Origin of the sequence: Bacillus sp. MD-5 (assembly GCF_002201875.1) — a bacterium.
Lineage (GTDB): Bacteria > Bacillota > Bacilli > Bacillales > Bacillaceae > Bacillus > Bacillus stercoris.
This window is the reverse complement of record NZ_CP021911.1, coordinates 3,444,551-3,465,877: the sequence shown is the minus strand read 5'-3', so window position 1 is coordinate 3,465,877 and position 21,327 is coordinate 3,444,551. Positions and strand designations below refer to the sequence as shown.

The window sequence follows — 21,327 nt, the reverse complement described above, 5'->3', positions numbered from 1 at the left end:
CCTCCTATGCTGACTTCTTGCGGTCTAACAATACCGCGATTAAGATAACAATCCCTTTGACAACCAGCTGATAAAATGATGAGACGCCAAGCAGATTAAGCCCGTTATTAAGTGTGCCGATGATCAGCACCCCGATTAACGTGCCGACAATGCGGCCGCGGCCGCCGGAAAGGCTTGTCCCGCCTAAGACGACTGCCGCGATAGCATCAAGTTCGTACGATTCCCCGGCAGTCGGCTGGGCTGAATGCAGGCGGGAAGTCAATATGGCACCTGCAAGAGCGGACAAAAGTCCGGCTAAAGAATAGATTATCACTTTCACGCGTGTCACTTTGATGCCTGAAATGAGCGCGGCTTTTTCGTTGCCGCCGATAGCGTATGTTCGGCGTCCAAATGGTGTTTTATGAAGAAGCACCCAAAGGATGACAAAGGCAAGAACCATCGTAATTGCCGGTACAGGAATGCCTAAAAAGTAACCGCGTCCGAACATCTGAAAAGCGTAGTTTGTGCCAAGTCCGGTAATTGGATTTCCGTCAGTATACACAAGCGTCAGTCCGCGAAACACAGTCATAGTCGCAAGTGTGGCGATAAAGGGCGCCATTTTTCCTTTTGTGATCAATAATCCGTTGATCATGCCGAGCATGGCACCAATGATACAGCCAAGGATGATCGCGAGAACCGGATCAACACCGGATACAATCATTCCCGCAACTAAAGCGCTGGACAGAGCAAGAATAGCGCCGACAGAAAGATCAATGCCGCCTGTCAAAATCACAAACGTCATGCCGAACGCGATTAATCCGTTAATGGCGACCTGGCGAAGCAGGTTTAATATATTCAGTGGTTCAAGAAAGCTGGGATTTAAAATAGATACAATGATTACGAGAATAAATAAACCAAGAAACGGGCCGAGTTTTTGCATGACTCCGTCGAAGTGAATCCGTTTGTGTTCTGTTTGCAGTTGTTCCGTTTTCATATTACCGCCCTCCCGTGGCAAGTGTCATAATTCGTTCTTGTGTTGCTTCTCGCGCATCGATTTCTCCGCTGATTCTGCCTTCATGGATCACGATAATCCGATCGCTTATTCCGAGAATTTCCGGCAGCTCTGATGACACCATGATGATAGCGACGCCGCGTTCGGTCAGCTCATTCATCAGCGTATAAATCTCTCGTTTGGCTCCAACATCCACACCTCTGGTTGGCTCATCCAAGATAAGCACTTTCGGTCCGATGCCGATCCACTTGGCTATCACCACTTTTTGCTGGTTTCCACCTGACAAATGGCGTGCGTGCGTTTCCGGTGATGCTGTTTTGATAGTCAGGCGTTTGATTAACAGATCGACAAATTCAGCCTCCCGCTTGTGATCAATGAGACCCTTTGGTGAAAAGCTGGACAGATTGGGCAGGGCAATATTCTCGCGAATCGAGGTGTCGAGCAGAAGCCCTTCATCCTTGCGGTTCTCTGTAATAAAGCCGAGTCCTTTTTTCACCGCTTCCTGCGGGTTCTTAATAGCTGTCTTTTTCCCAGCGATCCATAATTCGCCCGTGTCCAGCCTGTCAACGCCGAACAGCGCTCTCATCATTTCTGTCCGGCCGGCTCCCATTAATCCTGATACACCGACGATCTCACCGGAACGAACATAAAAGCTGACATCTTCAAAACGCCCTTTTACGGAGGCATTTTTCACCTCGAATACTTTGTCACCGAGAGAAGGAGTGCGTTTTGGATATCGTTCAGTCAGCTCCCGTCCGACCATTTTTTTGACGACGTCATCAAAATCAGTTTCTGAGATGTTTGTTGTATCCACCGTTTTTCCGTCACGCATGATGGTAATTCTGTCGCAAATCGCAAAAATTTCTTCCATGCGATGAGAAATATAGACAATGGAGACGCCGTTCTTTTTTAATGCTGTAATGACCTCAAAGAGCTTGCTGATTTCTCGTTCGGTCAAAGCAGCGGTCGGCTCATCCATAATGATCACTTCGGCATTTGTCATAAGCGCTTTTGCGATTTCAATCATTTGCTGCTGTCCAACAGAACATTCACCAGCTTCTTGATCGAGAGAAAGAGAGACAGAGAGTTTATCAAATTGCTCTTTTGCTAGCGCTTTCATTTTTCTTGTTTGTAAAACGCCCAGCTTGGAGGATATCTCCTTACCGATAAATAGATTCTCCAGAACAGTCATTTCCGGCCAGATATTCAATTCCTGATGGATAAAGGCTATCCCATGCTGTTCCGCTTCTTTTGGATTGGAAAAATACGTTTCGTTTCCATTTATGCTGATTTGACCTTGATCCGATTTGTGCAGGCCTGTCAGAATGTTCATAAGCGTGGACTTGCCGGCGCCGTTTTCTCCCATTAACGCGTGAACCTCGCCAGGTAAGAGCTGAAAGGAAACGCCTGATAGCACCTGGTTTTTTCCGAATGCTTTATGAATGTCTTTCATTTCAATCTGCATGTTTCCTCCTCCTTTCTAGAAAAGCACACCCGCCTGCAGGATGCAGTTGGCATATGGTGTGAATTCACCCGTTCTAATGATGGCTTTTGCTTCTTTTGTCAGCAGCTTAAACTCCTCGTGCGAAAGGTATTCAATCTTTTGTTTAGAGAAAAGATTTTCTAGAAATCTCGCATTCTCTTGATTAGATGTTTTTATTTCAGCTGCGGCAATGACTTTTTCGACGACCATATCGTCAGCGAGCACTGCCGCTGTATCTTGGAAAGCCGGGAGACCCGGCTTTAATGAAAGATCAATTTTCAAAACGCCGTCAGGGACCGGCAATCCGGCATCTGCAATGACAACTTTATCAGTGTGGCCAAGGTCAGCTAAAAGCTTGGCAAGATGGCTGTTTAGTATACCGTGTTTTTTCATGACAGCAGCTCCTCTACTTCATTTCTTGTCGGCATGCCGCCTTGGGCACCGAAGGAACAGACAGAAAGGGAAGCGGCACGATTGGCAAACCGCAATGCAGCTTCAATGTCTTTTCCTTCAGCCAGAGCCACGGCAAACGCTGCATTAAACGTATCACCGGCTCCGGTTGTATCCACGGGCTCAACAGGGAAGGACGGGATGAGCACCTCTTTGCTGCCAGCTGAATAGCGGACGCCTTGTTTTCCTTCTGTAATAAAGAGTTTTGCCGGATAAAGCGCCAGGGCTTCAGAAATGGTAAGCTCAGGGAATAAGAGCGAAGCCTCGTGTTCATTCGGCGTGAGATAGGTGGCGTGATCAATTGTTTCCTGCTTCAGCGGGCGGGCCGGTGCCGGGTTTAGCATGATCGGGATATCGTGGGAATGGCAGTATTTGCACACCTCATCAACCGTTTCCTCTGGGATTTCCTGCTGAATCAGGACCATATCGACCTTTTCAATCTGTTCAAGCGCATGTATCGCATACGCTGGAGTGATGTCATCGTTCGCACCTTTGACAACGACAATGCTGTTATCACCTTCAGCAAGCACAATGTGGGCGGTTCCGCTTTCTTTGTGTGTAACCGGTTCCATATAGTCAATGCAAACACCGTTTGCTTTTAAGTTATTCAAAATAGCTGTTCCATAATGATCGTCTCCAACCTTCCCGACCATAAATACTTGAGCCCCAAGTCTTGCTGCGGCAACCGCCTGATTTGCTCCTTTGCCGCCCGGCACAGTTTGAAACGACGTGCCAAGAACCGTTTCACCGGCTTTTGGGCGTTTGTCCGAGGTGACCACTAAATCCATAGAACAACTTCCAATCACACAAATATTACGCATCATCATCTTCCTTTCTTGTCGTCTTTCTTCCTATATAGGTGACAGGCATTTGAATGGCCGTTTCTGCCAGCGGCTGTTTTTTGATGATACGCAAAAGCAGTCTGGCTGCTTCTTTCCCCATATCATATGATGGCTGTTTAATTGTAGACAGTGGCGGGAACAGCAGCTCGCTTTGCGGAATGTCATCATAGCCGATAATTTGAATGTCCTCCGGCACTTTTTTTCCGCGCCGCAATGCTTCATGTAAAACTGCAGCGGCTTGAATATCGTTACTCGCAATCACACCGTCTGTCGCTGGATAAGCAGCAAACAGCTTCTTCGCCATTGATTGTGCATCTTTAATAGAAAATGAAGCAGTTTCAATCACCTGAAAATCAACTTCAGCCTGCTGTAAAATTTCCAAAGCGCCGTTAAAGCGGTCTTGAGCGGTCGGCAGGTGAGCGGGGCCTCTCAAGAGCGTAATGCGCCGGCTTTTTCCGTGAATGATAGCTTCGGCGGCTAACTTTCCTCCTGTAAAGCCATCACTGGACACAGAAGGGGCCCCTTCAAGAGTTCTGTCCAGAAAAACGACCGGATAGTTCATGCCGCTGTATTCCTCAAGATCCGGGTAATTCGTTGCGGCAATAATGCCTGCAACATGGTTTTGCTTAAATGTTTGAAGGTACTCAAGTTCTTTTTTCAATTCCTCGTCACTGTTGCCGAATATAAGGCGATAGCCCTCCTGGTTCAATTCATCCTCCGCACCGCGGGCAAGCTGGGGGAAGAAAGGGTTTGTGATATCCGGGAGCAAAAGTCCGATCAGCCGGGATTCTCTTTTATATAAAGATCTGGCGACTTCATTCGGGTAATAGTTCAGCTTCTCCATCGCCGCTATGACACGGGTTCGCGTTTCTTCGTGTACATAGCCGTTATCATTCAGGACGCGGGAAACCGTCGCAACTGAAACGCCCGCCGCTCCGGCGACATCTTTAATTGTAGCCAAAACAGCTCCTCCTCGTTTATGTAACCGTTTACATAGATAGATTATCATGGGTGATCCGAAGTTGGCAATAAAAATATCAAAAGAAATCTATTTGTAAATTGTATATATAATTGAAAAATTTAAGGTTTTCACTCTTTTTTTGACAAAGTCTTCACAAATATGGATGAAGATTTCTTGAACAAATATTAAGTTTTATTAAAATTGTTTCAATGTCATGCGTTTAGACCTGTAAATGAAAAGAAACAGGAAAGACTATCAGCCCAGAAAATGTTTAATTATGTTAGAGAATTCGGACTCGTAAATTTAGCGTTTTCATCTTGGAACTCCTTAGTCATTTTGGAATGGGCCTCATATTGCTTATTCCATGCAGAAAGGATGACATTATGACCTTATCCTTAAGAAACAGGATCAAACTATTTTGTGTTCATAAGAACCGGAAACATGCATGAGAGCGGGAGAAGTTTGATAATACAGGCTGAAAAAAAGATTGATTTGAAATGCATATTAAATTTAAACAGCAGGCTGTGACTATACGTACAGAAGGATATCAGAAGAAAAATGAAAGCGCATTCCTTTTGATTTTTAAAAAAAGAGATAAGGTATAAGTCCTGCTGTTTACCAAAAATAGAAAACAGTTTGTAGGTATAAAATCTCTTTCAAAAGAGAATTTTGGCTTAGTCGATGAGGGGAGATTATGTTACATAATGCCGATTGAGAATTCATAGTGATTCTATATACTGATGAATGAATTTACAACAATATAGAAGGAGATGTCGAAAAGCAATGTGGTTACTCATTATAGCCTGTGCTGTCATACTGGTCATCGGAATATTAGAAAAACGACGACATCAGAAAAACATTGATGCCCTCCCTGTTCGGGTGAATATTAACGGCATCCGAGGAAAATCGACTGTGACAAGGCTGACAACCGGAATATTAATAGAAGCCGGTTACAAGACTGTTGGAAAAACAACAGGTACAGATGCAAGAATGATTTACTGGGACACACCGGAGGAAAAGCCGATTAAACGGAAACCACAGGGGCCGAATATCGGAGAGCAAAAAGAAGTCATGAGAGAAACTGTAGAAAGAGGGGCTAACGCGATTGTCAGTGAGTGCATGGCTGTTAACCCGGATTATCAAATCATCTTTCAGGAAGAACTTCTGCAGGCCAATATCGGCGTCATTGTTAACGTTTTAGAGGATCATATGGATGTCATGGGGCCGACGCTGGATGAAATTGCGGAAGCGTTTACCGCTACTATTCCTTATAATGGCCATCTTGTCATTACAGATAGTGAATATACCGAGTTCTTTAAACAAAAAGCAAAAGAACGAAACACAAAAGTCATCATTGCTGATAACTCAAAAATTACAGATGAATATTTACGTAAATTTGAATACATGGTATTCCCTGATAACGCTTCTCTGGCCTTGGGTGTGGCTCAAGCACTCGGCATTGATGAAGAAACAGCATTTAAGGGAATGCTGAATGCGCCGCCAGATCCGGGAGCAATGAGAATTCTTCCGTTGATCAGTCCGAGCGAGCCTGGGCACTTTGTTAATGGGTTTGCCGCAAACGACGCTTCTTCTACTTTGAATATATGGAAACGTGTAAAAGAAATCGGTTACCCGACCGATGATCCGATCATCATCATGAACTGCCGCGCAGACCGTGTCGATCGGACACAGCAATTCGCAAATGACGTATTGCCTTATATTGAAGCAAGTGAACTGATCTTAATCGGTGAAACAACAGAACCGATCGTAAAAGCCTATGAAGAAGGCAAAATTCCTGCAGACAAACTGCATGATCTAGAGTATAAGTCAACAGATGAAATTATGGAATTATTAAAGAAAAGAATGCACAATCGTGTCATATATGGCGTCGGCAATATTCATGGTGCCGCAGAGCCTTTAATTGAAAAAATCCACGAATACAAGGTTAAGCAGCTCGTAAGCTAGGGGGAAATGCAGACATGTTCGGATCAGATTTATACATCGCACTCATTTTAGGTGTACTACTCAGTTTAATTTTCGCGGAAAAAACAGGGATCGTGCCGGCAGGACTGGTTGTACCGGGATATTTAGGACTTGTGTTTAATCAGCCGGTCTTTATTTTACTTGTTTTGCTAGTGAGCTTGCTCACGTATGTCATTGTGAAATACGGTTTATCCAAATTTATGATTTTGTACGGACGCAGAAAATTCGCTGCCATGCTGATAACAGGGATCGTACTGAAAATCGCATTTGATTTTCTATACCCGATTGTACCATTTGAAATCGCAGAATTTCGAGGAATCGGCATCATCGTGCCAGGTTTAATTGCCAATACCATTCAGAAACAAGGTTTAACGATTACGTTCGGAAGCACGCTGCTATTGAGCGGAGCGACCTTTGCTATCATGTTTGTTTACTACTTAATTTAATGTAAGGTGTGTCAAACGATGAAAAAAGAACTGAGCTTTCATGAAAAGCTGCTAAAGCTGACAAAACAGCAAAAAAAGAAAACCAATAAGCACGTATTTATTGCCATTCCGATCGTTTTTGTCCTCATGTTCGCTTTCATGTGGGCGGGACAAGCAGAAACACCGAAGGTCAAAACGTATTCTGACGACGTACTCTCCGCCTCATTTGTCGGCGATATTATGATGGGCCGCTATGTTGAAAAAGTAACGGAGCAAAAAGGGGCAGACAGTATTTTTCAATATGTTGAACCGATCTTTAAATCCTCGGATTATGTAGCAGGAAACTTTGAAAACCCGGTAACCTATCAAAAGAATTATAAACAAGCAGATAAAGAGATTCATCTGCAGACGAATAAAGAATCGGTGAAAGTATTGAAGGATATGAATTTCACGGTTCTCAACAGCGCAAACAACCACGCCATGGATTACGGCGTTCAGGGGATGAAAGATACACTTGGAGAATTTGCGAAGCAAAACCTTGATATCGTTGGAGCGGGGTACAGCTTAAGTGATGCGAAAAAGAAAATTTCGTACCAGAAAGTCAATGGGATAACGATTGCGACGCTTGGCTTTACCGATGTGTCCGGGAAAGGCTTCGCAGCTAAAAAGAATACACCTGGCGTGCTTCCCGCAGATCCTGAAATCTTCATCCCTATGATTTCAGAAGCGAAAAAATATGCGGACATCGTGGTTGTGCAGTCACACTGGGGCCAAGAGTATGACAATGATCCAAACGACCGCCAGCGCCAGCTTGCAAGAGCCATGTCCGATGCGGGAGCTGACATCATCGTCGGCCATCACCCGCACGTCTTAGAACCGATTGAAGTATATAACGGAACCGTTATTTTCTACAGTCTCGGAAACTTTGTCTTTGACCAGGGCTGGACGAGAACGAGAGACAGTGCACTTGTTCAGTATCACCTGAAGAAAAATGGAACAGGCCGCTTTGAAGTGACACCGATCGATATCCATGAAGCGACACCTGCACCTGTGAAAAAAGACAGCCTTAAACAGAAAACAATTATTCGCGAACTGACGAAAGACTCTAATTTCGCTTGGAAAGTAGAAGACGGAAAACTGACGTTTGATGTTGATCATAGTGACAAACTAAAATCTAAATAATCGGAGTGATAAAGATGAAATTTGTCAAAGCCATCTGGCCGTTTGTTGCCGTAGCCATCGTGTTCATGTTTATGTCAGCTTTTAAATTCAATGATCAGCTGACAGATCAGGAAAAACAGAAGATTGATACAGAGATGCATAAAATCCAACAGCAGGAAGAAACGGCAAGCACCAATAAATAATTCAAAAAAGAGAGTGTCTGATGAGACACTCTCTTTTTATTTACCCAGCATATTCATTCTGTAAAAATTTCAAAATGTTGCTTAACATATTCAAAAAAATACCGATGTTAAAACTGCAAAAAGAGGAGGAGATACGAAAAGTGAACTCACTAGCAAACTGGAAGAAGTTTTTGCTTGTGGCGGTTATCATTTGTTTTTTGGTTCCCATTATGACAAAAGCGGAGATTGCGGAGGCTGATACATCATCTGAATTGATCATCAGCGAAGCAAAAAGCCTGCTTGGTTATCAGTATAAATACGGCGGTGAATCGCCGAAAGAGGGCTTCGACCCTTCAGGATTAATACAATATGTTTTCAGTAAGGCTGATATTCATCTGCCGAGATCTGTAAACGACCAGTATAAAATCGGAACAGCTGTAAAACCGGAAGACCTGAAGCCGGGTGATATTTTGTTTTTCAAGAAAGAGGGAAGCAGCGGCACTGTTCCGACACACAACGCTCTCTATATCGGAGACGGCCAAATGATTCACAGTACACAGTCAAAAGGGGTTATCATCACCAATTACAAAAAAAGCAGCTATTGGAGCGGGTCTTATATCGGGGCGAGACGAATCGCTGCCGATCCGGCAACGGCTGATGTTCCTGTCGTTCAGGAGGCTGAAAAATATATCGGCATTCCATATGTGTTTGGCGGCAGCACACCGTCAGAGGGCTTTGATTGCTCGGGGCTTGTGCAATATGTGTTTCAACAGGCACTCGGCATTTATCTGCCGCGATCAGCCGAACAGCAGTGGGCAGTGGGCGAGAAGGTAGCCACTCAGAATATAAAGCCAGGTGATGTCGTCTATTTCAGCAATACGTATAAAACAGGAATTTCGCATGCAGGCATTTATGCGGGCGGGGGCAGGTTTATTCAGGCAAGCCGATCAGAAAAAGTAACCATTTCCTATTTATCAGAGGATTACTGGAAATCGAAAATGACGGGCATTCGCCGATTTGACAACCTGACAATCCCGAAAGAAAATCCGATTGTATCCGAAGCTACGCTTTATGTCGGAGAAGTGCCTTACAAACAGGGCGGAGTGTCTCCAGAGACAGGATTTGATACAGCTGGATTTGTCCAGTATGTATACCAGAAAGCAGCCGGTATTTCCCTGCCTCGATACGCAACAAGCCAGTACACAGCCGGCACTAAGATTGAGAAGGCGGACCTGAAGCCGGGAGACATTGTGTTCTTCCAATCAACAAGCTTAAATCCCGCCATCTATATCGGAAACGGACAAGTTGTTCATGTCACATTATCAAACGGCGTGACCATCACCAATATGAACACGAGCACGTATTGGAAGGATAAATACGCAGGAAGTATACGGGTGCAATAAAAAAAAGACTCCAGAATCTCTGGAGTCTTTTCTTTATGCATATTGCCCTGAAAGAAGCTGATCTATAAAGTAGGCCACACCATTTTCGTCATTGCTTTTTGTGACAAAGGTGCTTTTTTCTTTTAATTCATCAATCGCATTTTCCATGGCGATACGGTGTCCGGCGACTTCAAACATGGACAAATCGTTCGGACTGTCGCCGATCGCATAGATATCCTGTGTTTCAATTCCGTATATGTCAGCCAGCTTTGTTAACGCGCGTCCTTTTCCTGAAGAGGCCGGCAGGATTTCAATAATATGTTTTCCGGAAGAGGTTTGCGCCAGTTTTTTATGATGCTTCAGCTCTTCCTTCGCTTGTTTCAGCTTGTCCATATCAAAGGAGAAGCAAAGAAGCTTATAAATGTTTTCACCGCCCTCAAAAACAGATTCGATATGAGGGATTGGTTTAATGCCAAACTGCTTGAATTGAGTCATGGCCCCTTGCCACAATTCATCTGTCTGTTCGTTTGGATTTGCGCTCTTTAGAATGTCTAGCTCCGCGTGCAGCTTAGCTTCGCCGTCAAAAGGAGAAAGCAGATGGTCATCTGTATATACCTCAAAGTAAATGTTTTTTGACAGTAAGTAATCAGCAATCGCTTTGCCGGCTTCCTGATCCATTAATGTCCGGCTGATCAAACGGTAACCCGTGTCGTGGATCGTGCCGCCATTAGCCGCAATAATAGGGATGTCCAAGTCATCCAACAGCGCTTTTACATCAAATGTTGCTCTTCCCGTGCAAATGGTGACGAGGATGCCGACATCGACGGCCCGCTTGATCGCCGCTCTGTTTTCCGCAGAAATGACGCTTTCTTTATTTAACAATGTTCCATCTAAATCAATCGCAATACATTTCATATGTAGGGGGAACCTCCTTAAAAATGAAGCTGCTTCGTGTAGTATGTTCAGCTTGTCTGCGAAACATAATCCATATAAACCAAGGCTAAACGTTACTTTGAAAATTTTCAACAAGGAAATATGTAAAACGGGATGGCGTAATCGCCATCCCGTTCATTATACACCTAAATCATTTTGTAGCTCTTTTTTCACTTCCTGCAGCTTTTGCTGATCCAATTTGAAATAATAAACGCCGGCAGGTTCGTAATCATAACCCGTCAGCTGAATAGACTCAACTGATTTCAATGAAGTGATGAACGGGAACAGGCCGATGGCATCTTTAAGAGATAAGTTCATTTTCAAGTTTTGCCCCATCGTATCGACAATATCATCATAAGCTGGTATTGAGCTCAATGATTTTGATTTATCTATAATAGCGCTCAGCACTTCCATTTGTCTTTGCCCGCGTAAAAGGTCACTGTCCGCTTTACGTGTTCTTACGTAAGCGAGCGCTTCTTCCCCATCAAGCGTATGTGTTCCTTTTTGAAGAACGACTTTACCTTTTGTATCTTTTTTGATTTGCTGAATGACCTTATCGCTTTTTACTGTTACTTTGACGCCATTTAACTCGTTTACGACGTCTTCAAAAGCCGTGAAATTGCTTTCTACGACATAATCCACGGGAATATCCAGCATCTCTTCAACTGTTTTCACAGTCAGATCAACGCCGCCGTAGGCGTGAGCATGTGTGAATTTATCATACCCGTGGCCGGGGATGTTGACATAGGCGTCACGCGGGATGCTCAGCATTTTAGCTGTTTTTTCTTTCCGATTAAATGTAACCAGCACATTCGCGTCACTTCTTGCCTGATCGACGGTCTCGCCGTTTTTCTCTCTGGCATCAATCCCTAAGAGCAATACAGAAAAAGAATCCTTACCAGGATCAAATTCTTTAATCCGTTTTACTGATTGTTCTCCGCGTGCTAGGCTGACGTGCGCTTCTTTAGAAGCATTGTTCAGCTTTACAAAAGCATAGGCGCCGACAGAGCCTGCCGCAATGACTAAGAAAGCCATTAAACCGACAACGACTTTCACCCATTTTCTCAGTTTTCTCTTTTTCTTTCTGCGCTGTGATCGTTCTTCCATATATCAATACCTCACGTTTCTTTAATATTTGAAGCGTACCATTCATTTTGCCATGGGGCAACTCCTCGAAAGACATTTTCCGATAAATATTCCTATATTTATAATTTCTTGTTTTTGAAAATTGATAACGATGATGTGCTGAATCACCTTATATTGGACGCTGGAACAGGTAAAATGTTTCGGTGACATTGAAAAAAATCCAAGTAAATGATTGGAAGACTCATGATCTACAAAATTAAAAGGTTTAATGACCGGAAAAAGAGGCTAAAAGATTTCTAAAAAAATCCCACAGACTATCTCATTGCAGCTGATGGAGAAAGGGAGTCATTTTTATGAAAAAGCAGTCAAATATATGGCTTTATTTTTTCGGAGCTCTTGGTGGCGCGTTATATGGCTATGATACCGGAGTGATTTCCGGAGCTATTTTATTTATGAAAAAGGAATTAGGATTGAATGCGTTTACAGAAGGGCTTGTTGTCAGCTCCTTACTGGTTGGGGCGATACTAGGCTCGGGAGCGGCCGGCAAGCTGACTGACCGTTTCGGAAGAAAAAAAGCAATTATGGCGGCCGCGCTGTTGTTTTGTATAGGCGGTCTTGGTGTGGCACTGGCCCCAAATACGGGAGTCATGGTGCTGTTTCGCATCATTTTGGGACTTGCAGTCGGAACATCGACAACAATCGTGCCGCTTTATTTATCTGAACTGGCGCCAAAGCATAAGCGCGGGGCGCTGTCATCACTGAATCAGCTGATGATCACGGTCGGCATCCTTCTTTCTTATATTGTCAATTACATATTTGCCGATGCTGAAGCGTGGCGCTGGATGCTTGGATTGGCTGCTGTACCGTCACTGCTCCTGCTCATTGGCATTTTGTTTATGCCGGAGAGCCCGCGGTGGCTGTTCACGAATGGCGAAGAAAACAAAGCGAAGAAAATTCTTGAAAAGTTGCGTGGCACAACAGATATTGATCAGGAAATACATGATATAAAAGAAGCGGAAAAGCAGGATGAAGGCGGCCTGAAGGAGCTGTTCGATCCATGGGTGCGCCCAGCCCTGATTGCCGGTTTGGGATTGGCATTTTTGCAGCAATTTATCGGAACGAATACGATCATCTACTATGCGCCAAAAACCTTTACAAACGTCGGGTTCGGAAACTCCGCTTCAATTTTAGGAACGGTCGGAATCGGCACAGTCAATGTTCTCATGACATTAGTAGCGATTAAAGTCATCGACAAGATCGGAAGAAAGCCGTTATTGCTATTCGGGAATGCGGGGATGGTGATCAGCTTGATCGTTCTCGCTTTAGTAAATCTCTTTTTCGGTGACACTCCGGCTGCCTCATGGACGACCGTCATTTGTTTAGGTGTGTTTATCGTTGTCTTTGCGGTCAGCTGGGGGCCGGTTGTCTGGGTGATGCTTCCTGAATTGTTCCCGCTTCACGTCAGAGGAATCGGGACGGGTGTTTCGACCTTAATGCTGCACGTTGGGACACTCATTGTTTCACTAACCTATCCAATGTTAATGGAAGCGATCGGAATCAGTTATTTATTCCTGATTTATGCCGCAATCGGTATCATGGCCTTCTTATTTGTCCGATTTAAAGTGACAGAGACAAAGGGAAAAAGCCTTGAAGAAATTGAGCAGGATTTACGGGACAAAAACGGACAAGGAGGACAGGCCGGAAAACAGCAAACGGTCGGAACATAAAAAAAGGTGCGCGATCACGCGCACCTTTTTGATTGCTCATTTTCCAACCGAGCCAAAGTTAATGATTTTAAAAGAAATATTGTACCTAAAATCAGCTTCAGTAAATATTTCATCCCAATGCCCTTTTACTTTATTCCAGTAGTCAGGATATTGAATCCTTATATGGTCTGAGAAAAAGACTGGGTCGGTTTTATACTCGTGCTGCAGTTTTTCCATCACCTGCTTTACATCTCGTTCAAGCTTTTTCTCAAAAATCTTTTCCAGCCTGTGCAAATATCTTTTGCTGAAGGAATTTTCATTCGGGTTTTGGTCTTCTGTCAGGATGCCTTTCGTTTTAACAGTAATCTGAAAGACAGGCTTTCCGTTTTTAATGACTGGTTTAATTTTCGTTTTCGACTTTTTGATTTCAAACGTAATCGGATGCCCTTTATCTGTCGTCGGCATGACACCGCCTTGGATCGTCCCCATGACCCATGTCAGTGTCTGGGTTTCATCAGCTGAAAGAAATCCAACGAGTTTATTGCTGCCTCTTTTGATAATGCCTGCTCCGTCATACTTGGCTTTTCCCTTTTCGTTTTTCACGGCTTGAATAAGATAACTGTACCCGTTCTGAGAGTAGACAGAAGCTCTTCCGATGCGCAGCGGTATCATAATCTTACCGTTATACCCGCTGTGAGTTGTCAAATCAATCAGTTTTTCTGAAGGCATTGGCTGCTGCTGATTGGTTTTTCCTTTTGTAAAGATATCAGCCGCCTTCCCTCTGGCCGCCATCAAATAGCTGCTTCGCCGCAGCTCATCATCCCGGATAAAGTGGTTGAAGACTTGGTCAACATTTTGATTCCTCATCAGTTTTTCTCCCAGAAGAATCACTTTTAAATGATCGCTGTAAACAGGAGGGTCCTTGATGGCTACATCACTGACTGCTTCCAGGATCGTCTTCCCGTGGGACGTCACATTAACGAATTCGGGTTTTCCGGATGATTGGCTGTCTTCGCTTTGGGGAAGCAGGTTTTGATACGTCAGTTTGTACTGGTGATCATCTGTCTCATCGATTGCCAGCCCTCTGGCAAAGGATAGTTTCTCGATATTTTTGACATCCCAGCACCCGCAGAGGGCCAGCAGCATAAAAAACATGACTGCGAGCTTTGTGGCTGTTTTCATTGCAGCTGACCCCTCCCTAATTTTTTCTGTATCCAGCTTAAAAACCAGACGAAGAATGGAATTGTAATCACAATTAAGAAAGCATATCCAAGAAGTGTCCCGTAATAAAACACGTCATTCAAGTCCTTAGGATACATCGTTATGAAAAACGTCGCAGCCAGCATTGCAGTCAGCAGCCATGCATTATTTTTATTTTTCAGATGAAAGATTTCCGTTAACCCGATATGGGCGCCTTTGAACGATCCGAGCATACAGGCAAATTGCTGGGCTGTCCAAGTCAGCTGTAAGAACAAATCAAATCGTTCAATAAAAATACCCGGAACCTCTAATGCGTGAATAAGGGAAATGGTTGGCCATGTCACCGTTTTTGCCTCAGCCACAGTCATACAGCCAATCACAATGAGCAAAGTAATGCTGTAGAACACTGTGGAAATCGCGATGCCCAGAGCAACAGCCTTTTTCACTTGCTTCGGATCTCTCATAAAAGGGACCAGGTAAAAAATGATTTCAAATCCTGAGAAATATAATAGTGTTTTTGGGAATAAAGAGAAAAAGCTTTGATAGCCTCCTTCAAAAACCGGCCGGATAAAATCAAGCTGGAACAAGCGAAAGCTGAACATTAGAAGCATCATAAAAATAATAAGGGTAATGGGAAAAATATAAGCGTATACCTTTCCAATGGAATAAACGCCTCCGCCCACATGATAGATGGCAACTGCAAGAAATATAAACACCACAACTGCCATTGGCGTATTTTTCAACAAAAAGAAACCGACAACCTCCCCTAAAATCCGTGCTTGATAGCCGACAATCCCAATGAAATAAAGACAGATATACAAATTTAATAGAAGGCCGATGAATTTTCCAGCTACAATGCTGTTGAGCTTAAAAAGGGTTTTTTCGCTGTTTTTTTGAAGAAAAGGCAAAAAAAGCAGAACGATGATAATAAAAATAACGCCCTGGATCAGTATCATTAGCCATCCGCTCGGACTGTCGGTTTCGGCGGCTGAGCGGGGAAGGGTCAGCACCCCGGCACCGATCAATGTGCTGCTGATCATAATGAGCGTCTGCATAAATGTCAGTTTATGCTCTGATTTCCTCATAGCCATCACCTTTGTCTGATGTTATCTTCGGGATCGTTTCGTGTCGGTCTTCTTTTTAAAAACATCGTAGGAATACGGATGACCGTGTCTTTCAAATCCTGTCCAGGCTGCGCCATGATCGGGATAATGTAATCCTCGCCAAAGCTTTTCAGGCGCATTAAGTGACCGATTACAAACAGAAAGACCATAATGACGCCATACATGCCAAGTACTGCTGCGCTGATCATTGCAGCTATGCGTATCAGCCGCAGCGGAAAGTTATAAGCGTATGAAGGAACAGTAAAGGATGCCAGTGCAGTGACAGAAACGACAATGACCATAAGGGCACTGACGATTTGCGCCTGAACAGCTGCCTGCCCAATGACAACGCCGCCGATAAGGCCAATCGTCTGTCCAATCGGTTTAGGAAGCCTTAATCCGGCTTCTCGAATCAATTCGATCGTAAAGATCATGATAAAGGCCTCTACAAAAGGCGGGAACGGTACGTTTAGCCTGCTGCCTGCAATGGAAATGGCCATTCTAGTCGGCAATAGCCCGGTGTGAAAAGAAACGAGAGATATATACAGGCCGGGCAAATAAATGGTGATCAGAACGCTGGAATAACGAAGAAGGCGTACAACTGACATTGGAAGCCAGCGCTGACTGTAATCATCGGGAGAATGAATAAATTCGTCAACCGTAGCCGGCACAATCAAAGCAAACGGCGTACCATCCACTAATATGGACACTCGTCCTTCTAACAGTGCAGCCTCTACACGATCTGGCCGTTCTGTGCTTAAAATCGTAGGGAAAATTGAAAATGGTTCATCTTCAATCAGCTGTTCAAGCGTCCCCGATTCTGGCAAATCATCTATATTGACTGATTTCAGCCTTTTAAACACTTCCTTGGTGACATAATCTGGGGCGATATCCTGAATATAAGCGACAGCGACTTTCTTTTTCGTCCTTTTTCCGAGTGTCATTTCCTTGATGATAAGGTTAGGATCACTCGTCCTTTCCCGCAAAAGCGCCGTGTTTGTCCGCAGGTTTTCAATAAACCCTACTTTAGGACCGCGTTCCACAACTTCGGAGGAGGGTTCTTCAAGACTGCGTGTTTTAACTGACTTTGTGTCAAAAGCTAATCCTCCGCGATAGCCATCAGCTAGCAAAATGGCTTGCCCTGTAAAAACGAGCTGCTCTATTTCTTTCATTGTTGAAACAACGCTATGATGAAAGCCGAAAAAAAAGGCAGATAAGTCTTCAATCGAGCATTCCTTATGGGCTAAAGCCTCTTTTTGTAAAGGAGAAATGACATATTGCGCCAGCATTTTATTCTCTGTCAGACCGTCAATATACAGTAAACACGCCTTCCGTCTGCTATCTCCGAAAGCAAATGTATAAAACATCATATCGTCGTTTTGTCCCAATGTTTTTTTCAGTGTGTCTAAATTGTTCTGGAGATCAGAGTCGATTTGCATAGTTTCTCTCCTTCATAAACAGATTGACGGTTTTTATTAATTTGTATCAAAAAAGGAGAATTATTCTTATCGAGGAAAAGGCTGAAACAAAGCTTCTTTTCAACGTGATATAATAGAAAGGAAGCGTTTTCTTTGAAGGGGTCATGAAAAGATGATGCTTTGTACATATGTTGACATCTGAAAAAAGCAGCTTATACGGGCGTTTGTAAGAGGGGCGCACCGGGAAAATGATGATCAGTTATTTACAGGGGAGGGGTACGGATCATGACGCAATCACCAATTTTTCTAACGCCTGTGTGTAAAGAAAAAATCTGGGGCGGAACCGCTTTACGAGATAGATTTGGATACGGTATTCCTTCAGAATCAACGGGGGAATGCTGGGCCATTTCCGCTCATCCAAAAGGACCGAGCACTGTTGCGAATGGCCCGTATAAAGGAAAGACATTGATCGAGCTTTGGGAAGAGCACCGTGAACTATTCGGCGGCGTAGAGGGGGATCGGTTTCCGCTTCTGACAAAGCTGCTGGATGTGAAGGAAGATACGTCAATTAAAGTTCACCCTGATGATTACTATGCCGGAGAATACGAAGAGGGAGAACTCGGCAAGACGGAATGCTGGTACATTATCGACTGTAAGGAAAACGCGGAAATCATTTACGGTCATACGGCCCGCTCAAAAACCGAACTTGTCACAATGATCAACAGTGGTGACTGGGAGGGCCTGCTGCGAAGGATCAAAATTAAACCGGGTGATTTTTATTATGTGCCAAGCGGAACGCTGCACGCATTGTGCAAGGGGGCACTAGTTTTAGAGACTCAGCAAAATTCAGATGCCACATACCGGGTGTACGATTATGACCGTCTTGATAGCAACGGGAATCCGAGAGAGCTTCATTTTGCCAAAGCGGTCAATGCCGCCACAGTTCCCCATGTGGATGGGTATATAGATGAATCGACCGAATCAAGAAAAGGAATAACCATTAAAACGTTTGTTCAAGGGGAATATTTTTCGGTATATAAATGGGACATCAATGGCGAAGCTGAAATGGCTCAGGATGAATCCTTTCTGATTTGCAGCGTGACAGAAGGAAGCGGTTTGCTGATGTATGAGGGCGAAACATGTCCGCTCAAAAAAGGCGATCACTTTATTTTGCCGGCTCAAATGCCCGATTTTACGATGAAAGGAACTTGTACGCTTATCGTATCTCATATTTAAACTTAATCTCACTTCGAGATTAAGTTTTTTTTATTAGAAAATGGAAGTGATTCACCTATAAATGAAGCATGCGCGTGCCGATAAATAAACTAGTTTTATATACTCATAGAAGAAGAAAGAGGAGAAGGAATGAAAAAGAGATTAATCGCACCTATGCTTCTATCCGCCGCGTCCCTTGCCTTTTTTGCCATGTCTGGTTCCGCCCAGGCCGCCGCGTATACCGACTACTCCATATATAAGGTAGAGCCGTCGAATACGTTCAGTACAGAAAGCCAAGCCTCACAAGCTGTCGCCAAACTGGAAAAAGATACTGGCTGGGATGCATCCTATCAGGCTTCAGGCACAACAACGACCTACCAAATTTCCGCCTCAGGCATTCATAGCGACTCAGAAGCGAAAGCAATACTGAGCGGACTCACCAAACAGACATCGATTACCGGAAAGTCAAGTCCTGTCGGAAGCAAACAGCCATATGTCACCATCTCGTCAGGTGCCATTTCCGGAGAAAAACAGGCCAACACAATCCTGGCAAAGCTGAAGCAGGAGACGGGAGTAGCTGGCGCTGTAAAAGCGTACGGAGCACCTCAGCCCTATATGAATGTCATGACATCAGACATTGCTGATGAGACAAAAGTCAAGGCGCTTATCCAGAGCCTGGCTAAGCAAACGGGGATTAAAAGCTCGTATCAGCCCATCACACACTCGGTGTCTGTCACAACCATCCAGTCAGGCACAATCGTCGGAGACAGCAGAGCAGCGCAGATCAAAAGCGCCTTTCAAAAGGAATCGGGGCTGCAGGCATCATTAAAGGAAACGGTGAAAGGACAAGCCTATTATACGTTTACAACTGCCGCCATTTCAGGTGAAGCGAATGCCAAAACTCTATTGCAGCAGCTGAAACAAAGCACTGGCATCACAGGCAGCTACAAGTCAATCAATCAAAAAACAACCGTTGAGTCATACAATGTCCAATCAGCTTATTTCAAAGGCCTGAATACAGTAAAGGACGCCATCAGCCAGATCAAGAAAAACACCGGCTTATCAGGCAGTTACCAACAGGTTGGAAAAAGCACATCATATACCGTGAATATGAAGGGGATAACAAAACAGCAGCTCCAAAAAGTAGATACTTTCTTTAAAAAGAAAAAATGGCATTATACGTCATCCAGCGTCAAAAAAACAACAACGTCTGCGGCTTACCAAATCACGACAGCAAAAATGTTAGGCGAGCAGCAAGCAAACAAAGCAGCAGCCTTCTTTGCTCAGAAAAAAGTAAAAGCCACAAAAACAACAGCTGGAACTACAGCAGAAAATCAATATCAGCTCATCTCAGAAGAAACATCAGACCAATCAAAAGTCACAAAGGGATTGAACTTATTAAAGAAAAATCAGCTGAGTGCTTCTGCGAAATCAGTCAAAAAACAAATAGCTGACACATTCAAGATCACAACTGAATCTCTGCTTGATCAAACGAAAGTCAATCAGGCACTCACGTTTTTCAACAAGTCGAATCATATATCAGCAGCAAGCCAGAAAACCGGCCAGTCGGCAGCAAGCAGCTATCGAATCACAACTGAAGCCATCATCAGCCAAGAAGACATTGACCGCGTTTTAGCATTTTTTAAACAAAACAATACCTCCGGCACAACGGCAAAAACAAGTGAAACGGCATATACACAATACAAAATCGTGACAGCCCAGCTCAGCAGCAAAACTGCATTGAACAATGGGTTAACCTATCTTAAATCGCAAGGTTTAACTCCGAGCTACACAACGAAAAGCAATACGCTTTATAAAATCAGCGTAAACGAACAGTTCACAGGCAATGATACAGCTGCTGCGGCATCATCGAAGCTAAAACAATTATACGGATGGGCATCATCTATCGTGAAAGTCAAAAACGGCCCGCAAATCATGAAAACAAATTACAATCTCTCGCTTCGTGATATGGTCCAAAAACAAATGACAGTAAGTCCGCAAACAGACGGGGCGGCTTACGTATCGCTCACGTACATTAATACAGCAACATCAACCGTTACGGCTGATGCACTAAATATCCGGTCAACGCCGGAAGTCAGCCCGACGAACGTGATCGGGCAATTTAAAAAAGGCGATAAGGTAAAAATCATCGGCCAGACAAACGGCTGGGCCAAAATTAATTTAGGCTGGCGAAACGCAAGCAGTGATGAAGTGGTTCAATACGTGGACCCGAATAACTTTTCCAGAGACAGCAAATACTACTTCCAATTTCTCAAGCTGTCACAGACGGCCGGACTAAACGCTACTGAAGTCAATCAGAAAGTGCTTGCGGGTAAAGGCATCCTGACAGGGAAAGCAAAAGCATTTATCGATGCCGCCAATAAATACGGCATCAACGAGCTGTACTTAATCTCACACGCTCTCCTTGAAACAGGCAATGGAACATCTGATTTAGCCAATGGGTTAACCTATAACGGAAAAACCGTATATAACATGTACGGAATTGGCGCTTACGACAGCAACCCAAATTACTACGGCGCTAAATACGCGTACGAGCAAGGCTGGTTCACACCAGAAGCGGCCATTATCGGCGGAGCCAAATTCATAGGCTCATCGTATATTCACAACACAGCATACAATCAGGACACACTGTACAAAATGAGATGGTCAGCTACAGCGACACACCAATACGCAACAGACATCGGCTGGGCGTACAAACAAGTAAACCGCATGTACAGCCTGTACTCATTGCTGGACGGTTACACACTTTACTTTGATGTTCCGGAATATCAATAAAAACTAAGAA

At 44.1% G+C, this 21,327-nt stretch carries 18 protein-coding genes; 8 read left to right on the top strand and 10 right to left on the bottom strand.

From position 1 onward, the window contains the following. Nucleotides 1-4: 4 nt before the first annotated feature. From rbsC to CDO84_RS17470, 5 genes are read right to left on the bottom strand one after another with little or no spacing between them, the layout of a single operon-like run. A complete protein-coding gene (rbsC, locus tag CDO84_RS17490; protein WP_040081615.1) occupies nucleotides 5-973 on the bottom strand; it encodes a ribose ABC transporter permease RbsC in 969 nt (322 codons plus the stop codon). Between the two features lies 1 nt (nucleotide 974). Beyond that, the gene (rbsA, locus tag CDO84_RS17485) at nucleotides 975-2,456 is read right to left on the bottom strand and encodes a ribose ABC transporter ATP-binding protein RbsA (RefSeq protein ID WP_040081616.1); all 1,482 of its coding nucleotides are present in this window, start codon (nucleotides 2,454-2,456) and stop codon (nucleotides 975-977) included. A 15-nt stretch (nucleotides 2,457-2,471) separates the two neighbouring features. Continuing rightward, nucleotides 2,472-2,867, bottom strand: coding sequence for a D-ribose pyranase (gene rbsD / locus CDO84_RS17480; protein ID WP_040081617.1), 396 nt, complete (start codon nucleotides 2,865-2,867; stop codon nucleotides 2,472-2,474). Then, entirely contained in the window at nucleotides 2,864-3,745 is an 882-nt protein-coding gene (rbsK, locus tag CDO84_RS17475) for a ribokinase (protein ID WP_040081619.1), read from the bottom strand. The genes rbsD and rbsK overlap by 4 nt, the downstream gene beginning before the upstream one ends. Continuing rightward, complete coding sequence (locus CDO84_RS17470; RefSeq protein ID WP_040081621.1) at nucleotides 3,738-4,727, bottom strand: LacI family DNA-binding transcriptional regulator; 990 nt, start codon at nucleotides 4,725-4,727, stop codon at nucleotides 3,738-3,740. The genes rbsK and CDO84_RS17470 overlap by 8 nt, the downstream gene beginning before the upstream one ends. A gap of 783 nt (nucleotides 4,728-5,510) precedes the next feature. Here CDO84_RS17470 and pgsB point away from each other — a divergent pair. The 5 genes from pgsB to pgdS all read left to right on the top strand — a co-directional run bounded on the left by pgsB (nucleotide 5,511) and on the right by pgdS (nucleotide 9,881). Then, nucleotides 5,511-6,692 (top strand): poly-gamma-glutamate synthase PgsB, encoded by a 1,182-nt coding sequence (pgsB, locus tag CDO84_RS17465; protein ID WP_003227883.1) that lies wholly within the window; start codon nucleotides 5,511-5,513, stop codon nucleotides 6,690-6,692. A gap of 14 nt (nucleotides 6,693-6,706) precedes the next feature. After that, nucleotides 6,707-7,156, top strand: coding sequence for a poly-gamma-glutamate biosynthesis protein PgsC (gene pgsC, locus CDO84_RS17460; RefSeq protein ID WP_003227889.1), 450 nt, complete (start codon nucleotides 6,707-6,709; stop codon nucleotides 7,154-7,156). 18 nt (nucleotides 7,157-7,174) lie between these two features. Next, nucleotides 7,175-8,317 carry a capsular polyglutamate synthetase PgsA gene (gene pgsA / locus CDO84_RS17455; protein WP_040081622.1) on the top strand — a complete coding sequence of 381 codons (1,143 nt, stop codon included), beginning with the start codon at nucleotides 7,175-7,177 and terminating at the stop codon, nucleotides 8,315-8,317. A gap of 14 nt (nucleotides 8,318-8,331) precedes the next feature. Continuing rightward, nucleotides 8,332-8,499 (top strand): extrachromosomal elements maintenance protein EdmS, encoded by a 168-nt coding sequence (gene edmS / locus CDO84_RS17450; protein WP_014665607.1) that lies wholly within the window; start codon nucleotides 8,332-8,334, stop codon nucleotides 8,497-8,499. 140 nt (nucleotides 8,500-8,639) lie between these two features. Then, on the top strand, nucleotides 8,640-9,881 hold the full coding sequence (pgdS, locus tag CDO84_RS17445) for a gamma-DL-glutamyl hydrolase (RefSeq protein ID WP_040082502.1): 1,242 nt from the start codon (nucleotides 8,640-8,642) through the stop codon (nucleotides 9,879-9,881). Between the two features lie 33 nt (nucleotides 9,882-9,914). On the opposite strand, the gene ywtE is transcribed toward pgdS, so the two are convergent. Together ywtE and tagT are read right to left on the bottom strand one after the other, a co-directional pair. Next, a complete protein-coding gene (gene ywtE / locus CDO84_RS17440; protein ID WP_040081623.1) occupies nucleotides 9,915-10,775 on the bottom strand; it encodes a 5-amino-6-(5-phospho-D-ribitylamino)uracil phosphatase YwtE in 861 nt (286 codons plus the stop codon). A gap of 156 nt (nucleotides 10,776-10,931) precedes the next feature. Beyond that, nucleotides 10,932-11,900: a polyisoprenyl-teichoic acid--peptidoglycan teichoic acid transferase TagT gene (tagT, locus tag CDO84_RS17435; RefSeq protein WP_014665604.1), complete on the bottom strand. Its 969-nt coding sequence runs from the start codon at nucleotides 11,898-11,900 to the stop codon at nucleotides 10,932-10,934. Between the two features lie 332 nt (nucleotides 11,901-12,232). On the opposite strand from tagT, the gene CDO84_RS17430 reads away from it, so the two are divergent. Further along, on the top strand, nucleotides 12,233-13,606 hold the full coding sequence (locus CDO84_RS17430; RefSeq protein WP_040081624.1) for a sugar porter family MFS transporter: 1,374 nt from the start codon (nucleotides 12,233-12,235) through the stop codon (nucleotides 13,604-13,606). A 36-nt stretch (nucleotides 13,607-13,642) separates the two neighbouring features. Here the strand turns inward: CDO84_RS17430 and CDO84_RS17425 are convergent, their stop codons facing one another. The 3 genes from CDO84_RS17425 to gerBA are packed head-to-tail and all read right to left on the bottom strand — an operon-like array spanning nucleotide 13,643 to nucleotide 17,327. Beyond that, entirely contained in the window at nucleotides 13,643-14,767 is a 1,125-nt protein-coding gene (locus tag CDO84_RS17425) for a spore germination protein GerBC (protein ID WP_040081625.1), read from the bottom strand. After that, nucleotides 14,764-15,870 (bottom strand): spore germination protein GerBB, encoded by a 1,107-nt coding sequence (gene gerBB / locus CDO84_RS17420; protein ID WP_040081627.1) that lies wholly within the window; start codon nucleotides 15,868-15,870, stop codon nucleotides 14,764-14,766. Before gerBB ends, CDO84_RS17425 begins: the two co-directional genes overlap by 4 nt. 5 nt (nucleotides 15,871-15,875) lie before the next feature. Further along, nucleotides 15,876-17,327 (bottom strand): spore germination protein GerBA, encoded by a 1,452-nt coding sequence (gerBA, locus tag CDO84_RS17415; protein WP_040081628.1) that lies wholly within the window; start codon nucleotides 17,325-17,327, stop codon nucleotides 15,876-15,878. A gap of 264 nt (nucleotides 17,328-17,591) precedes the next feature. Between gerBA and manA the strand changes: the two genes are divergently transcribed. Then, nucleotides 17,592-18,542 carry a mannose-6-phosphate isomerase, class I gene (manA, locus tag CDO84_RS17410; protein ID WP_040081630.1) on the top strand — a complete coding sequence of 317 codons (951 nt, stop codon included), beginning with the start codon at nucleotides 17,592-17,594 and terminating at the stop codon, nucleotides 18,540-18,542. 129 nt (nucleotides 18,543-18,671) lie between these two features. Next, the gene (gene lytD / locus CDO84_RS17405) at nucleotides 18,672-21,317 is read left to right on the top strand and encodes a beta-N-acetylglucosaminidase LytD (protein ID WP_040081631.1); all 2,646 of its coding nucleotides are present in this window, start codon (nucleotides 18,672-18,674) and stop codon (nucleotides 21,315-21,317) included. Nucleotides 21,318-21,327 lie beyond the last annotated feature (10 nt).

Coding starts and splice junctions, on each gene's coding strand:
- ywtE (WP_040081623.1), bottom strand. CDS start 10,775: ATGAAATGTATTGCGATTGATTTAGATGGAACATTGTTAAATAAAGAA.
- pgsC (WP_003227889.1), top strand. CDS start 6,707: ATGTTCGGATCAGATTTATACATCGCACTCATTTTAGGTGTACTACTC.
- manA (WP_040081630.1), top strand. CDS start 17,592: ATGACGCAATCACCAATTTTTCTAACGCCTGTGTGTAAAGAAAAAATC.
- tagT (WP_014665604.1), bottom strand. CDS start 11,900: ATGGAAGAACGATCACAGCGCAGAAAGAAAAAGAGAAAACTGAGAAAA.
- CDO84_RS17425 (WP_040081625.1), bottom strand. CDS start 14,767: ATGAAAACAGCCACAAAGCTCGCAGTCATGTTTTTTATGCTGCTGGCC.
- rbsC (WP_040081615.1), bottom strand. CDS start 973: ATGAAAACGGAACAACTGCAAACAGAACACAAACGGATTCACTTCGAC.
- rbsK (WP_040081619.1), bottom strand. CDS start 3,745: ATGCGTAATATTTGTGTGATTGGAAGTTGTTCTATGGATTTAGTGGTC.
- gerBB (WP_040081627.1), bottom strand. CDS start 15,870: ATGAGGAAATCAGAGCATAAACTGACATTTATGCAGACGCTCATTATG.
- CDO84_RS17430 (WP_040081624.1), top strand. CDS start 12,233: ATGAAAAAGCAGTCAAATATATGGCTTTATTTTTTCGGAGCTCTTGGT.
- lytD (WP_040081631.1), top strand. CDS start 18,672: ATGAAAAAGAGATTAATCGCACCTATGCTTCTATCCGCCGCGTCCCTT.
- rbsD (WP_040081617.1), bottom strand. CDS start 2,867: ATGAAAAAACACGGTATACTAAACAGCCATCTTGCCAAGCTTTTAGCT.
- pgsB (WP_003227883.1), top strand. CDS start 5,511: ATGTGGTTACTCATTATAGCCTGTGCTGTCATACTGGTCATCGGAATA.
- rbsA (WP_040081616.1), bottom strand. CDS start 2,456: ATGCAGATTGAAATGAAAGACATTCATAAAGCATTCGGAAAAAACCAG.
- edmS (WP_014665607.1), top strand. CDS start 8,332: ATGAAATTTGTCAAAGCCATCTGGCCGTTTGTTGCCGTAGCCATCGTG.
- pgsA (WP_040081622.1), top strand. CDS start 7,175: ATGAAAAAAGAACTGAGCTTTCATGAAAAGCTGCTAAAGCTGACAAAA.
- gerBA (WP_040081628.1), bottom strand. CDS start 17,327: ATGCAAATCGACTCTGATCTCCAGAACAATTTAGACACACTGAAAAAA.